Raw genomic sequence first — 14,878 nt, 5'->3', positions numbered from 1 at the left:
CTACGCCTCCCGTCGCCGACAGGCTTACCCCGCCGTTTTCTCACCATTGCCTATCTGCCAGATAAAGGTGGGCGCTTCACCGTTCACCAGCCAGTTACCGATATTACGTGCCTTATAAATCACCGGATTATGCGAGGCAACCGTCCGCGCATTGCGCCAGTGGCGATCCAGCGCAAGGCGAGTTCGCGTATCCGACGCCCCGAGGGCATTAAACAGCTCCGTCGCCGCCCGCGGGATCCAGTCGCTGGCGATCACCTGCGCCTGCGCCGCTTCCACTTCCGCCAGCTGGTTACGCCGGGCAATCAATGCTTCGTCGTCGCTGACGTGCGCCACATAGGCCTGCTGCAGCGATTCCGCGGCCTGCAGGACCGCGGCCCGGGTCGCCCATGCCCAGCTGCTGATCTGCCCAACGACCTGCAGAACCTGGGCGTCATCGCGCGGCACGGCGGCGTTGCCGTGGCTGTACATCCGGGAGCGATGTTTGACGCCCTGCGCGGCATCCCGCTCAACCGCCAGGCCAATGCCCGCGAGGGTCGCCAGCAGCACATGCTGGTAGAAGGCGGTCTGATAGCGAAAGCGCTGGGCAAAATCATAGACATGTTCGGTTTCCACCCGAGCGCCGGTAAAGCGGGTGGTCCCGCTGCCGGTCAACCGCTGGCCAAAGCCATCCCAGTCATCTTCCCGCACCACGCCGGTCTGCTGGGTGCTGACCAGGGCTATCACATCGCTGGCGGTATCACTGCGCCGGGCAAACACATCGATCCAGTCGGCGTACAGCGCGCCGGTGCTGTAAAACTTCTCGCCGTCGAGTCGCCAGCCGCCCTCTGCCGGCGTCACTCTGGTGTTCACCTCTCCCAGCTTAACCGCGCCGATCTCCGTCCAGCCGCTGCCCACCAGCTCACCGTCGAGGAAGCGACGAAACCAGCGGTCGCGCCCGGCGGAATCCGGCTGATTCAGCTGATCTTCCACAAAGGCAAAGTGCGCGCGCAGGGCCTGCGGCAGGTTAGAGTCCGCTTGCGCCAGCTCGATCAGCAGCGCGCTGAGCTGCGGCAGCGAAGCGCCCCAGCCGCCCTTCTCGCGCGGGATACGCAGCGTGCCGAAGCCCGCTTCTTTCAGCCAGCGGATCGGCTCATCGGGCAGAATGCGCTGCTGTTCGCGCTCCGCAGCGCCCTGGGCGATACGGGTGAATATCGGGCGGAAGGCGGCCGCCAGCGCGTCATAATCGGTGCCAGTAGAGAGCAGGGTCATTGTCAGTTCCTTATTCATGAAGTGCGTCGATATCTTCTCGCGTCGGTTCATGACGGACCGCCAGCAGGAAGAAAATGGGAATAATGGCGGCAAGCGAGACCACCCAGAACATCTGCGTGCCGAGGGAGGCCTGCAGCAGCGGCAGAATAAACAACGCCAGCGCGCTGCCGATCCCGGAGAGTGCCCGGCTGAAACCGACCCCGGTGGCGCGAATGGCAGTAGGATAGGAGAGCGCCGGGTAGATCATCAGCTGCGCCCCCGGGCCAAACCCTTCGGCGAACAGCCACAGCCCCAGCATCGCGATAGCCAGCACGATACCTGCCGTCGCGTGCGGTTGCCCCACCAGCGCCAGCACAATCAGCGCCACAAACTGCAGGGCGAAGCCGGCTATCGCCACATGACGCGAAGGATATTTCCACGCCAGATGCATACCGAGCAGCCCACCGGTAAAAGCAAACAGGGCGTTCAGCCCCAGCGATGCCGAAATAGTTTCGAAGACGCCAGCCCCGAGGAACTGGGCAAGAATTGACGGCAGGAAAAAGGCAATCGCCGTGTACTCGAAGGAGATACAGATATTCATCACCCCGGCGACGATAGTCCGCTCGCGGTAGGGTTTTTCGAACAGCACACGGAAGCTCACTTTCGGCGCTGGCGCGGGCTTCGCCGCCGGGACCTCATGGGCATGGATCCCCCAGGAGTCGCGTAAAATACGCACTGCAGAGGTCAGATCGCCCTGGTTCGCCGCCCACAGCGGGGATTCATTCATAAATCGACTGCGGACGGCAATAATCAGCAGTGCCGGCACGGCGCCGAACAGCAGGGAGGCGCGCCACAGCCAGTCAAGATGCTCCTGCGGCAGCAGGAAATAGAGGCCGAAGATAATGAGAAAGCAGACGGTTGAGGCGGCGTACCACATCGGGCACCACGCCGCGAGGCGAGCCGCTTTGTTGCCTTTGCCGGCAAAGCGGGAAAACTCGGCCAGATAGGACATCGCTACCGGCAGGTCGATGCCAACGCCGATGCCCATCAGGAAGCGGGCGCCAATCAACACCCAGACGTTCGGCGCCAGCCCGGCGGCGATAGCCGAAATCACGAAAAAGAACATATCGGCCATAAAAACCGAATAGCGACCATATTTATCGGTCAGCCAGCCGCCGATAATATTGCCGACGATAGTCCCGACCATAATGGACGAAGTCACCAGGCCGGTCAGCAGCGGTGAGAGCTGAAATTCACGTACAACGTCATCAATACCGTAGGAGAGCGTGGTTAAGTCATATGCGTCGAGAAAAACGCCCCCCAGCGCGAGGAAGACAATCATCCGCGCATATTTCGCTTGTTCCTTGCCGGAATTAATTAGCCGCGCCACATCCCCGACGCTACTGACCGGTACCGAAGCGATACCGGGATTATCCACTGGTAATGTACTCATTTTTTCACCTTATTATTTTGTGCAGGTCATCAGCGGTTATAGACCGCGCGCGACGAGAATCAAAACAAAAAATCATTCTATAAAAATCAATATAATCAATAAGTTAATAAATATCACCAACACAAAAAGGACGCGCTTTCACGCATCCTCAAGGGAAATAAATAACAACGAAAATAGACGTCGTGCAGGACGCTTATTCCGCGGACACTGGAACTAATACGTCTTTTACCAGCGGGTCATCGGTGGTTTTTAACCACGTCTGGATCCGCGGGTCAGAAAAAGCCTGTTTTAATTTGACGATATTTTCCTGCGATAAATACGGTGTACCAATCACTAATTGCGAAGCAAAGGTGCGCGGCGCCGGCGGGAATAATATGCCTTTCTCACGCGGCACTTTCCCGGCGTCAAATTGCGAGACATAGCCGATGGCGGCATCCACCGAATTTAACGCCCGCGGCATGGTCAGCAGATCCAGCTCTTTAAAGACAAACTGATGCGGGTTACCGACAATATTTTTCAGCTTCGCCGTGCGCGGCTCCACTGCCGGGTCGAGCGAGATCAACCCAATGCGCTGGAGCAGCCACAGGGCCTGCCCCTGATTGGCGCCATCGTCAGGCACGACAATGGTCGCGCCGTTGGGCAACGCCTGTACCGACGAGTAGCGGTCGGAATAGATGCCAAACGCCCACTGGAACACCGGCAACGTGGTCGACAGCGCAAAGCCGTTAGCGTCCACCACCTGTTTAAGCCACCACTGATGCTGATAGATCGTCCCGGCATACTGACCTTCCGCTACCGCGCGGTCAGCCTGGACCGGATCCTGCACCCCCACCGCCTCCAGTTTCAGACCGTAATCGGGCGCAATATGCTGATTAATATACTCAATGATCCGCTGCTCGCCGGCCATCGCCGGCTCGTAGTGAATTTTTAACGTGCTGCCGAAGACCACCTGCTGGCTTTGGGTATGTCCCCGCCACCACCAGAAGGCGATGGCGAGCAGGATAATCACCGCCAGCGCCGCCAGCCAGGGCCAGCGCCGCGCTTTACGTAACTCAAGTTGCTCTGTTGTCATACAAGGTTCCCCTGCGTGTGGCGTAAACGGTTGACCAGACGGTCACCCAAAAATTGAATCAACTGGATCGTGGCGATCAGGGCAACGATCGTCGCGATCATGATGTGGTTGTCGAAGCGCTGATAGCCGTACACCACGGCCAGGTAGCCGATGCCGCCGGCGCCGATGGTCCCGGCGATAGCCGAATACTCGATCATCGAGACCAGGTTTAGCGTCACCGCCGCCACCAGCGCGGGCATGGCTTCACTGAGCTGCGCGCTGGCAATGATTTGCCAGCGCGACCCGCCGCAGACGACCCCCACCGCGGTGACCTCCGCCGGCAACTCGCGCAGCGCGTTCTCCACCAGACGGCCAAAGAACGGGACGCCGGCGGCGATCATCGGCACTACCGCGGCGGGGATGCCAATCGTGGTGCCGGTCAGCCAGTAAGTGAACGGGATAATGGCGGCCATCAGCACCAGAAACGGCAGCGAACGTCCCATATTGACCACCCAGTTCAGCAGCCGGTACAGCAGTGCGTGCGGAAATAAGCCCCGCGGCGAGGCGTTAAACAACACCACCCCCACCAGTCCTCCCAGCGTGACGACAAACAGCATCACAATGGCCACCATCAGCCAGGTTTCGCCATAGGCGGGGAGCAGCAGCGAAGGGATTTCGCCCCAGGGGGTATCCTGACTGATGACTGTCGGTTTCATACCGCCTCCCTGAGCAACGGCGCACTGTCGAGGATCTCCGCCGTTATGCCGAGCTGCGCCAGCAGGCCCTGCAGTCGCGCGGGCGACAGGCGTTCGCCCTGAAAGCGCACTCCGGCCTGCAGGCGACCGGCCAGCCGACCATTAATCACCTCGACGTGACCGCCAAGGAGATCGATCTGCAGCGCCCACTGCTGGCTCAGGCGGCTGATCCAGTCGGTGGCCACCGGCACATCCCAGCGGTAGCTCAGACGCAGCAGCAGATCGCTGTGGGTAGCTGCCGCCGGCGTCAGCGGCAACAGCTGCTGGCCGAGCAGAGAATCGGGACGCGCCAGCAGATCTTCGATCCGCCCGTACTGGACGATCGTCCCGTCGCGGATCTCCGCCACCGCATCCGCCGCCGTGCGCACCGCGTCCATTTCATGGGTAATCAGGACGATCGCCAGCTGGTACTCATCACGCAGCCGCTTGAGCAGAGCCAGCACCGAGGCCGTGGCCTGAGGATCGAGGCCGGAGGTGGCTTCATCCGCCAGCAGAACGGACGGGCGCAGCGCCAGCGCGCGGGCAATGCCGATCCGCTGGCGCTGGCCGCCTGAGAGCTGGGCCGGCCAGGCATCCGCTTTGTGGCTCAGGCCGACGCTCTCCAGCAGCTCGCCAACCCGCGCCTTGATATCGCGCTCCACCACACCAAGCCACGCCAGCGGCAGGGCGACATTCTCCCAGGCGGTCCTGCGGCTCAACAGCGCCGAAGATTGGAAAACGGTGCCAATCGCCCGCCGTTCCCGGCGCAGCGCCTCGCCGGACAGCGCCGACAGATCCTGGCCATTGATACGAATGCTGCCGCTGTCCGGTTGCTCCAGCAGGCTGATGCAGCGCGCCAGGGTTGATTTACCGGCGCCGCTCGGCCCCACCACCGCGGTGATGGAGCGCTCAGGCACCTGCAGCGACAGCCCTTTCAGCACCGCGCTGAGCCGGCCATCCGCCGTGCGGTAACTTTTATGCAAGTCATCAATAGCGATCATGTCACCTTCTCCTCTACCGATGCCGCCGTGCGCGCATCGCGGCGGTAGCTGGCGCCCGGGTGAGGCGCGGCCAGACGCGGGCCGCCGCCGAACAGTTTTTCGCGCAGGGTCCCCTCGCGGTACTCCTGCTTAAAGACGCCGCGCTTTTGCAGCTCAGGCACCAGCAGCTCGACGACGTCGCGGAAGGTTTCGTGAGTGACGGCATAGGCGAGGTTAAAGCCATCGACGTCCGTCTCTTCGACCCAGGACTGCAGTTCGTCCGCCACGGTTTGCGCGCTGCCAACCACCAGCGGACCGAAGCCGCCGATCCCCGCCCAATCGGCCAGGGCCTGCACCGTCCACTGGCGGTTCGGATCAGCGGTCGAAAAGGCCTCCACCGCCGACTGAATGGCGTTGGTGTGCAGATACTTCAGCACCTGATCCGGCTGATACTGGCCGAAATCGATCCCCGTCCAGCCGGAGAGCAGCGCCAGCGCGCCTTCATAGCTGACGTACTGCTTATATTCCTGCCACTTCGCCTGTGCCTCGCGGTCGGTGTCGCCGACAATCACCGTCTGCAGGTTGAAGATCAGGATGCTGTGCGGATCGCGCCCCGCCTCAGCTGCCCGGCGGCGAATATCCGCCACCGTCTTCTTCAGCAGCACCTTCGACGGCGCTGCGACGAAGACGCATTCGGCATGGCCGGCGGCGAACTGTTTGCCGCGGCTGGACGCCCCCGCCTGATACAGCACCGGCGTGCGCTGCGGGGATGGCTCGCAGAGGTGGATCCCCGGCACGGAAAAGAACTGTCCCTGATGGTTAATGGGATGGATTTTCCGCGGATCGCTGAAGATCTTCCGCTCTCTGTCGCGCAGCACCGCCCCATCCTCCCAGCTTCCCTCCAGCAACTTATAGATCACCTGCAAATACTCATCGGCATAGTCATAGCGGGTGTCATGGTCGGTCTGGGTCTGCTGGCCGATATTGCGCGCCCCGCTCTCCAGATAGGAGGTGACAATATTCCAGCCCACCCGCCCTTTGGTCAGATGATCGAGCGTCGACAGACGACGAGCGAAGGGGTAAGGATGCTCAAACGACAGCGAGGCGGTCAGGCCGAAGCCCAGATGCTCCGTCACCAGCGCCATTGGGGTGATCAGAGCCAGCGGATCGTTGACCGGAACCTGCGTCGCCTGGCGGATCGCCGCATCGCCGCTGCCGTTCAGCACGTCATAGATCCCCAGCACGTCGGCGATAAACAGCCCGTCGAACTTGCCGCGCTCCAGCAGCCGCGCCAGATCCACCCAGTACTCCAGATCTTTATACTGCCAGGAGCGATCCCGGGGATGCGCCCACAGGCCCGGCGACTGATGGCCGACGCAGTTCATATCGAAAGCGTTAAGACGAATTTCACGTTGTGATGACATAGCAATCTCCATAGCGCGGCCCGTCGCCGGGGCGCACGCGGCAAAATGAATCAGGGAAAAGAAAGAGAGGTATTCAGTACGCAGGACATCGGGAGTCCTGCGGGATCCCGAGCGTGAGTAACGCTTGCGCCGCCACGTCAGCGGCATGGTCGGCTACCTGCGGCAGGCCCATCAGTTCGCCAAAACGCCCGCGGGCGGCCGGACCGGCCACCAGCACCGGCAGCGCCTCAACGTGCGGCTCAGCCACTGCCCGGGAACGGCTGTCCACCTCCAGGCCCATGCCGAGGGCATCGGCGCGAATCAGGCCGCGGCGGGCGAGGTCCTGTAAAAATGGCTGGCTGTCGGTCAGGGCGCGGTGTGCGGGTCCGGTGGTCAGGATCAGGTGATCGACGCTCAGCGTCTGCACGCCGCCGCCGCGCCGCGCCAGCGTCAGACGCAGCGTTTCGCCTTCACCGCTTATCGACAGTAGCCTGGCCGCCTGCACCTGCAGACTGCCCGTGCGCTGGCGCGCCTCCAGCACCTCGGCGACCTGCGGCGCCACGCGGTAGCGGTGGACATCCCAGTAATGGCGCAGATGGCGCAGAAAACGCTGGCGATCGGCGACGCTGAGCGCCTGCCAGATCCGTTGCCCCTGCTGACGAACCGCATCCAGCACCACCTGCCAGCTCAGGCCCTGCTGCGCCGCATACGCGACGTCGAGGCGGATCTGGCGCAGGCGCTGGCGCAGGCTGCCCTGCTGATAGTCGCCAGGCCAGGTTGCCCCTGCGCCGCTAAGGTTGCCGCGCGACAGCAGGCCATGGCGCGAAAAGGCGACGATACTGCCGCGGTGGCCCAGCCGGTCCAGCGTCGCGACCGTATCGGCCATGGTTAATCCGGTGCCCATCACCGCCACCCGGGCGTGCGGGGCGATGGCATCGAGCGCGCCTGGCTGCCACGGGTTGGCAATCAGCGCCGGATGATGACGCCAGGCTTCGGCCTGTGCCGGCAGCGAAGGCGGTGGATGACTGATCGCCAGCACCAGCAGATCGGCCTTAAGCTGCAGGCCGCCGTCGGTGGTCACCATCCCCTGATGAAAAGCGAGCGCCCGATCGCGCAGGTGGCGAAGCCGTCCGCCGCTGGACGCCGCGGCGTCGGCAAAACGCTGCGCCACATAGCGACCAAACTGGCCGCGCTGAGGGTAGACGGAACCGTCCGGGCGCAGCGCCTGCACATCGACGGTAAAGGCAGGCTGATGGCGGTACCAATGATCGAAGGCGCCCTCTTCGTCGCCGGCCAGCTGCATGCGAGCGGCCGGAACGTTAATCCGGTGCGTCGGCTCCGCAGTGGAGTAGGCCACCCCGGCCCCGGGGGACTGGCGCGGCTCCAGCAGCGTCACGCGCACCCCGTTCGGCGCCAGGCGCAGCAGCTCAATCGCCACCGCCGCGCCGCTAAAGCCGCCGCCGATAATCACGATATGCGGTTCTGCACTCATCGCTGCCCTCCTCCGGTATGCTGTCTCATGGTCGCGCTCCGGGCCATCAGCTGGCGCTGACCTGGCGCACCGGGCGCTTATCGCCGCCGATGGTTTCGCCAAACGGACCGGTGTTCACGCTACGCGCCTTCGACGAGGCCCCGTTTTCCAGCGGCAACAGAGGCATCACCAGCTCAGCAAAGCGGTGCGCTTCTTCCAGATGTGGGTAACCGGAGAAGATAAAGTTGCTGATGCCGAGCGCCTGATATTCGCGGATGCGTTCCGCTACCTGCTGCGGATTACCTACCAGCGCGGTACCCGCGCCGCCGCGCACCAGTCCGACGCCGGCCCACAGATTGGGCGCAATGCGCAGATTATCGCGCGATCCCTGATGCAGGGCGCTCATCCGCGCCTGGCCGGCCGAGTCCATGCGGGCGAAGATCTTTTGCGCCTGGGCAATGGTATCGTCGTCAAGATGGGCGATCAGCCGGTCGGCGGCGGCCCATGCCTCTTCTTCCGTTTCGCGCACAATGACGTGCAGACGAATGCCGTACTGCAGGGTGCGTCCGCGGGCCGCGGCGCGCTCGCGCACCACCGCCAGCTTCTCCGCCACCAGTTCCGGGGGTTCGCCCCACGTCAGATAGCTGTCGATCTGCTCGGCCGCCACATCAATGGCCGCATCAGAAGAGCCGCCGAAATAGAGCGGCGGGCCATTCTCCTGTACCGGCGGGAACAGCACTTCAGCGCCTTCCACGTGAATATGCTCGCCGTGATAGTCCACTTTTTCCCCGCGCAGCAGGCGGGTGTAAACATCAAGAAATTCGCGGGTCACCTGATAGCGCTCGCTGTGGCTGAGGAAGATACCGTCGCCTTTGTTTTCCACCGGGTCGCCGCCGGTAACGACGTTGATCAGCAGCCGACCTTCCGATAAACGGTCGAGGGTGGCCGCCATCCGCGCCGCCAGGGTTGGCGGCTGCAGGCCCGGCCTGACCGCCACCAGATAGCGCAGACGGCGGGTCAACGGCGCCAGCGCCGAGGCCACCAGCCACGAATCTTCACAGCTTTTACCGGTGGGGATCAGCACGCCGTAGTAGCCCAGGCTGTCGGCTGCCAGCGCCACCTGCTGCAGATAAGGTAAATCGACCGGGCGTCCACCCTCGGTGGTACCCAGATAACGGCCATCGCCATGGGTAGGTAAGAACCAGAAGACATTGATCTTGTCGGGAGCTTGCTGCGTCATTATCTATTTCCTATATAACCATATCCGATATTTATCGAAGAGATGTTTTAATTTGGTTATATGAGTGTTAGCGATAATCATGCCAATGGTGAATAAAAAATTAATCTTTTAAAATCAATGCACTGAAAACGGCTTCGCCGCGCCGCGCTGTTGCAAATCGCGCAGCCGCCGCGCATCCGCTGGCGCATTTGCAACAGCCGCGGGCCTTCCCCCTCTGGTTTCTGCGGCCGCCGCAGGATAAGTTCAGAGCATCAACGATCGGAGGCCCGCTATGCTGAACCCAGAATCCCCTTCCACCGCTCCCGCGCTGATCGACCCGGCGTCGAAGGCCTTCCAGAGCCTGCTGGACAAACTCGCGCCAACGGAGGCGACCGTGCTGATCGTGGGCGAAACCGGCACCGGCAAGGAGGTGGTGGCCCGCTATCTCCATCATCACAGCGCCCGTCGCCAGCAGCCGTTTCTGGCCGTTAACTGCGGCGCGCTGACCGAGAGCCTCGCCGAAGCCGAACTGTTCGGCCATGAGAAAGGCGCCTTCACCGGCGCGCAGCAGGGACAGCCCGGCTGGTTTGAAGCCGCGGAAGGGGGGACGCTGCTGCTGGACGAGATCGGCGAATTAAGCCTGCCGCTGCAGGTCAAGCTGCTGCGAGTGCTGCAGGAGCGTGAAATTACCCGCGTCGGCTCACGCAAAGCGATTAAAGTGAATGTCCGGGTGATTGCCGCCACCCACGTTGACCTGGCCCAGGCGATCCGCGAGCGCCGCTTTCGCGAGGATCTCTACTATCGACTGAATATCGCGGTGGTGCCGCTGCCGCCGCTGCGCCAGCGTCGGCAGGATATCCCGCTGCTGGCGCACCACTTTTTATCACTCTACGCCCGGCGCCTCGGGCGGCCAACCCTGCGTCTGGCGCCGGAATCACTGGCCCGGCTGATGGACTATTCGTGGCCGGGCAATATTCGCGAGCTGGAAAACACCCTGCACAACGCGGTGCTGCTCAGTAAAGAAGAGGAGATCAGTCCTGCCCAGCTGCGCCTGGCGACGCTCAACGACGCCCCGGGGCCGGCGAGCGATCATGAACTGGACGACTTTATTCGCCACCAGCTGGCGCTTCCCGGCGAGCCGCTGTGGCAGCGAGTGACCAGCGCCCTGATTCGCCACGCCATGGCACATTGCGACGATAACCAGAGCCAGGCGGCCGCGCTGTTGGGGATCAGCCGGCATACCTTGCGCACCCAGCTCGCTAACCTCGGGCTGATCAAAAGCCGCCGCCGCCCGCCTGCGCCGCCGCGGGCGTTCGCCAACGCAGCCGGGGCCGATCGCGAACTGCGCATTGGCTACCAGCGCTTCGGCAGCCTCGGGATCCTGAAAGCCCGTCAGAGTCTGGAAACCGCCTTCGCCAGCCTCGGCGTCAACGTGCTGTGGAGTGAGTTTCCTGCCGGACCGCAGCTCCTCCACGCCCTCGCCTGCAACGAGATTGACTTCGGCACCACCGGAGAAGCGCCGCCGGTGTTTGCCCAGGCCAGCAATAGTGAACTGATGTACGTGGCGTGGGAGCCGCCGGCGCCGCGCAGCGTGGCGATGGTCGTCCCGCAGGAGAGCGACATTCGCCAGCTCAGCGATCTGCGCGGTAAACGCATCGCCCTCAATAAAGGGTCGAATGTCCACTGGCTGCTGCTGCAGATCCTCGAGGACGCCGGCCTGGGTCTGAACGATGTGCGGGTGGTCTATACCCCGCCGAAATATCCGCTGACCGCCAGCGACTATCTGGCGGTTGACGCCTGGATGATGTGGGATCCGCTGCTCAGCGACGCCGAACACACCGGCGAGCTGCGGGTGGTCGCCAGCGGCGAAGGCCGGGTCAACAACCATCAGTTTTATCTTTCGCGACGGGACTACCTCGCTCAGCATGGCGATATCATGCGCCGCCTGCTGACGGAGCTGACCCACACCGGGCAGTTTATCGACTCGCATCGCGGCGAAGCGGCCCGCTTACTCTCGGCAGAGCTGGGGATCGACGCCCGGTCGCTGAGCATGGCCCTCGCCCGCCGCAGCCATCGCCCGCGGCCGATGGATCTGTCGGTGATCCGCGCCCAGCAGACCATCGCCGATCGCTTTTACGCCCTCGGGCTTATCGCCAAACCGGTCCCGGTGCGCGAAGCGGTGTGGTACGGCGAACCCGCGCCGGACGTCATCAGACCGCTGATGGCGGTCAGTTAGCGAAATTTGCGCGTTATCTTCCTGATTGTTCAGGCGCAGATAGCCTCGATCTGATGGCGATGTTACCCTAAAGACGCTGAGAATAAGGGGGTATCTGTGGCTGTTCATCTGTTAATCGTCGACGCGTTAAATCTAATCCGCCGCATCCACGCGGTGCAGGGTTCACCCTGCGTCGATACCTGCCTGCATGCCCTGGAGCAGCTGATCGTCCACAGTCAGCCCACCCACGCGGTGGCGGTGTTCGATGATGAGGATCGCGCCCACGGCTGGCGCCACCAGCGCCTGCCGGAGTACAAAGCCGGCCGCGCGCCGATGCCGGAGACGCTGGTGGCCGAGATGCCGACGCTGCGGGCCGCCTTCGAACAGCGGGGGATCCGCTGCTGGGCCTCGCCGGGCAGCGAAGCGGACGATCTCGCCGCCACCCTGGCGGTGAAGGTGGCCCAGGCGGGCCATCAGGCCACCATCGTCTCCACCGACAAAGGCTATTGCCAGCTGCTGTCGCCCACCATCCGCATCCGCGACTACTTTCAGAAGCGCTGGCTGGACGCCCCCTTCATCGCCAGCGAGTTCGGCGTCACCCCGGAGCAGCTGGCGGATTACTGGGGGCTGGCGGGGATCAGCAGCTCGAAGGTGCCGGGCGTGGCGGGCATTGGACCCAAAAGCGCCGCCCAGCTGCTGAACGAGTTTCAGGACCTGGAGGGGCTGTACGCCCGTCTGGCCGAGGTCCCGGAGAAGTGGCGCAAAAAGCTGGCCGCGCATCAGGAGATGGCCTTCACCTGCCGGGAGGTGGCCCGCCTGCAGACCGACCTCCAGCTGGACGGCAATCTGCAGCAGCTGCGGCTGACGCGCTGACCTTCGTTAAGAGGTGCGCCGGTGCAGGGTGACTGCCTCCGGCACTGCCTGCTTTACCCGGGCCAGGCAATCACCAGGCCGCCTGATATAACCCGACGATATCCGCCAGGCTCGCCTCGCGCGGGTTGCCGCCGGTACACACATCCGCCAGCGCCGCCTGGGCCAGCGCCGGAATATCCTCTTTCCTGACGCCCACCTCACGCAGATGGCCGGGAATACCGACATCGCGGTTAAGCTGGCAGACCGCCTCTACTGCCGCCTCGCGCGCGGCGGTCAGGCTTAACGCTTCCACCCTGACGCCCATCGCCCGGGCGATGTCGCGATATTTTTCCCCGGTCGCCTCAGCGTTAAAGCGCATCACGTGCGGCAGCAGGATGGCATTCGCCACGCCGTGCGGCGTGTTGTAAAAAGCGCCGAGCGGATGCGCCATGCCGTGCACCAGCCCGAGCCCGACGTTGGAAAATCCCATCCCCGCCACATACTGGCCGAGCGCCATAGCTTCCCCCGCGCCGGCGTCTCCGGCAACCGAGCCGCGCAGCGCGCCGGCGATGATCTCGATGGCCTTGAGGTGCAGAGCATCGGTCAAAGCCCAGGCGCCGCGAGTGAGGTACCCTTCGATAGCATGCGTCAGGGCGTCCACGCCGGTAGCCGCCTTCAGCGCCGGCGGCATAGCGTCCATCATATCGGCATCGATAAAGGCCACCTGCGGAATATCGTGCGGGTCGACACAGACGAATTTGCGCCGCTGTTCTTCATCAGTGATGACATAGTTAATCGTCACCTCCGCCGCGGTACCCGCGGTGGTCGGCACCGCGAAGATCGGCACGCTGGGCTGACGGGTGGGCGACAGCCCCTCGAGGCTACGGACATCGGCGAATTCCGGGTTACGCTGAATAATACCGATCGCCTTACAGGTATCCTGCGGCGAACCGCCGCCGATGGCGATCAGGTAATCCGCCCCGCTGCGTTGAAAGGCCTGCAGCCCCTGCTGGACCACGGCGATGGTCGGGTTAGGGATCACGTCGCTGAATATATCCCATGCCAGCCCGGCGGCATCCAGTTTGTCGGTGACTTTCGCCGCCACGCCGCAGCGGGCGAGAGTGCTGTCGGTGACGATCAATGCTTTACGATAGCCGCGCCGCGCCGCTTCATCGGTTAATGCGTTTATCGCCCCCCGGCCAAACCATGCCGTTTCATTGAGGATCATTCTGTTTGCCATCGTGGCTCTCCTGTTAGCGTTGCGGCATCACTCTTCAATGCGTAATCCGTAGGTTTTGAACTTCTCCAGCACGATGGCGATCGCCTCGTCATCCAGCACCGGGACCGGGTCGGTAATCGCCAGCGTACTGAGGTAGAGCTGGGCCAGGACCTCCACTTCATGCGCCAGCCAGAGCGCTTTCTCCAGGCTGGCCTCGCAGGCGATCAGGCCGTGATGCTGCAGCAGCGTGGCTTTGCGGTGCTTCAGCGCCACCGCGACATGCTCAGACAGTTCGCGGGTGCCGAAGGTGGCATAGGGCGCGCAGGGGATCGAATTCCCGCCGGCCGCGGCGATCATATAGTGGATGGCCGGGATGGGCCGGTTGAGGATCGACACCGCCGTACAATGGACAGCGTGATTGTGGACCACCGCCTGGGCATCGGGTCGCGTCTGGTAGGCCGCCTGATGAAAACGCCATTCGCTGGAGGGCAGTTTTCCCTGCTCATGCTGGCCGTCGGCATCAATAAAGACGATCTTGTCTTCCGTCAGCTTTTCATATGGGATACCGGTAGGGGTGATCAGCATTCCTCCCTGATAGCGCACGCTGACATTGCCGGCGGTCCCCTGATTTAACCCCAGGCGGGTCATTTCCAGGCAGGTATCGATAATCTGCCGGGCCAGTCTGTTTCTTTCCATTGCGTTCCTCTTTTGGTGACTCATCATCCATCAACGGCAGGGCAACAGAAATATCGTCGGCTACCGTGGGATAGGGTGAATAATGGTCTTCATCATCAACCTGAATATTCAAAGGGGAATTTTCATGATTATTTTTTGTGAGCCGCGTCAATTATTCCGCCATGAATAAAGCAACCATGCCCATTACGAGAGAGATTAAAATGCCCGTTCTTAATAATATTTCATCAAGCGGGCATTTTATTTCTTTGTAACATTTGCCCGTTTTCCACGATATATATTCATTCGGTCATTAGCGTTGTGGTTTTGTGAATTTATTTTCTCAAACGGTCAGCGTTTTTGAAAAATTAAAGTGACAATA

13 protein-coding genes are annotated in these 14,878 nt (G+C 62.5%); 2 read left to right on the top strand and 11 right to left on the bottom strand.

The features are described from left to right. Positions 1 to 24: 24 nt before the first annotated feature. The 9 genes from KHQ26_RS16710 to KHQ26_RS16670 all read right to left on the bottom strand — a co-directional run bounded on the left by KHQ26_RS16710 (position 25) and on the right by KHQ26_RS16670 (position 9,753). Positions 25 to 1,248, bottom strand: a complete 1,224-nt coding sequence (locus tag KHQ26_RS16710; RefSeq protein WP_004890080.1) for an acyl-CoA dehydrogenase family protein — start codon at positions 1,246 to 1,248, stop codon at positions 25 to 27. A gap of 10 nt (positions 1,249 to 1,258) precedes the next feature. Continuing rightward, positions 1,259 to 2,680 (bottom strand): MFS transporter, encoded by a 1,422-nt coding sequence (locus KHQ26_RS16705; protein WP_004151071.1) that lies wholly within the window; start codon positions 2,678 to 2,680, stop codon positions 1,259 to 1,261. A gap of 193 nt (positions 2,681 to 2,873) precedes the next feature. Continuing rightward, positions 2,874 to 3,752 carry a MetQ/NlpA family ABC transporter substrate-binding protein gene (locus KHQ26_RS16700; RefSeq protein ID WP_020804180.1) on the bottom strand — a complete coding sequence of 293 codons (879 nt, stop codon included), beginning with the start codon at positions 3,750 to 3,752 and terminating at the stop codon, positions 2,874 to 2,876. After that, the gene (locus KHQ26_RS16695; protein WP_002915267.1) at positions 3,749 to 4,447 is read right to left on the bottom strand and encodes a methionine ABC transporter permease; all 699 of its coding nucleotides are present in this window, start codon (positions 4,445 to 4,447) and stop codon (positions 3,749 to 3,751) included. Before KHQ26_RS16695 ends, KHQ26_RS16700 begins: the two co-directional genes overlap by 4 nt. Then, positions 4,444 to 5,466: a methionine ABC transporter ATP-binding protein gene (locus KHQ26_RS16690; protein ID WP_004174621.1), complete on the bottom strand. Its 1,023-nt coding sequence runs from the start codon at positions 5,464 to 5,466 to the stop codon at positions 4,444 to 4,446. The genes KHQ26_RS16695 and KHQ26_RS16690 overlap by 4 nt, the downstream gene beginning before the upstream one ends. Beyond that, on the bottom strand, positions 5,463 to 6,869 hold the full coding sequence (locus KHQ26_RS16685; RefSeq protein WP_002915313.1) for an LLM class flavin-dependent oxidoreductase: 1,407 nt from the start codon (positions 6,867 to 6,869) through the stop codon (positions 5,463 to 5,465). Before KHQ26_RS16685 ends, KHQ26_RS16690 begins: the two co-directional genes overlap by 4 nt. A gap of 73 nt (positions 6,870 to 6,942) precedes the next feature. Further along, the gene (locus tag KHQ26_RS16680) at positions 6,943 to 8,340 is read right to left on the bottom strand and encodes an FAD/NAD(P)-binding protein (protein ID WP_004149578.1); all 1,398 of its coding nucleotides are present in this window, start codon (positions 8,338 to 8,340) and stop codon (positions 6,943 to 6,945) included. Positions 8,341 to 8,386: 46 nt separating this feature from the next. Then, complete coding sequence (ssuD, locus tag KHQ26_RS16675; protein ID WP_002915347.1) at positions 8,387 to 9,559, bottom strand: FMNH2-dependent alkanesulfonate monooxygenase; 1,173 nt, start codon at positions 9,557 to 9,559, stop codon at positions 8,387 to 8,389. A 77-nt stretch (positions 9,560 to 9,636) separates the two neighbouring features. After that, positions 9,637 to 9,753: a hypothetical protein gene (locus tag KHQ26_RS16670; protein WP_004219275.1), complete on the bottom strand. Its 117-nt coding sequence runs from the start codon at positions 9,751 to 9,753 to the stop codon at positions 9,637 to 9,639. A gap of 77 nt (positions 9,754 to 9,830) precedes the next feature. Here KHQ26_RS16670 and KHQ26_RS16665 point away from each other — a divergent pair, with 77 nt between their 5' ends. After that, positions 9,831 to 11,774, top strand: coding sequence for a sigma-54-dependent Fis family transcriptional regulator (locus KHQ26_RS16665; protein ID WP_004142865.1), 1,944 nt, complete (start codon positions 9,831 to 9,833; stop codon positions 11,772 to 11,774). A gap of 96 nt (positions 11,775 to 11,870) precedes the next feature. Next, positions 11,871 to 12,626, top strand: coding sequence for a flap endonuclease Xni (xni, locus tag KHQ26_RS16660; RefSeq protein WP_004174615.1), 756 nt, complete (start codon positions 11,871 to 11,873; stop codon positions 12,624 to 12,626). 70 nt (positions 12,627 to 12,696) lie between these two features. On the opposite strand, the gene fucO is transcribed toward xni, so the two are convergent. Further along, positions 12,697 to 13,845: a lactaldehyde reductase gene (gene fucO / locus KHQ26_RS16655; RefSeq protein WP_020804179.1), complete on the bottom strand. Its 1,149-nt coding sequence runs from the start codon at positions 13,843 to 13,845 to the stop codon at positions 12,697 to 12,699. Between the two features lie 27 nt (positions 13,846 to 13,872). Next, positions 13,873 to 14,520, bottom strand: a complete 648-nt coding sequence (gene fucA, locus KHQ26_RS16650; RefSeq protein ID WP_002915470.1) for an L-fuculose-phosphate aldolase — start codon at positions 14,518 to 14,520, stop codon at positions 13,873 to 13,875. Positions 14,521 to 14,878 lie beyond the last annotated feature (358 nt).

Source organism: Klebsiella sp. 10 (genome assembly GCF_018223925.1).
Classification (GTDB): Bacteria; Pseudomonadota; Gammaproteobacteria; order Enterobacterales; family Enterobacteriaceae; genus Klebsiella; species Klebsiella pneumoniae.
This window is presented reverse-complemented; position numbering and strand designations above follow the sequence as displayed.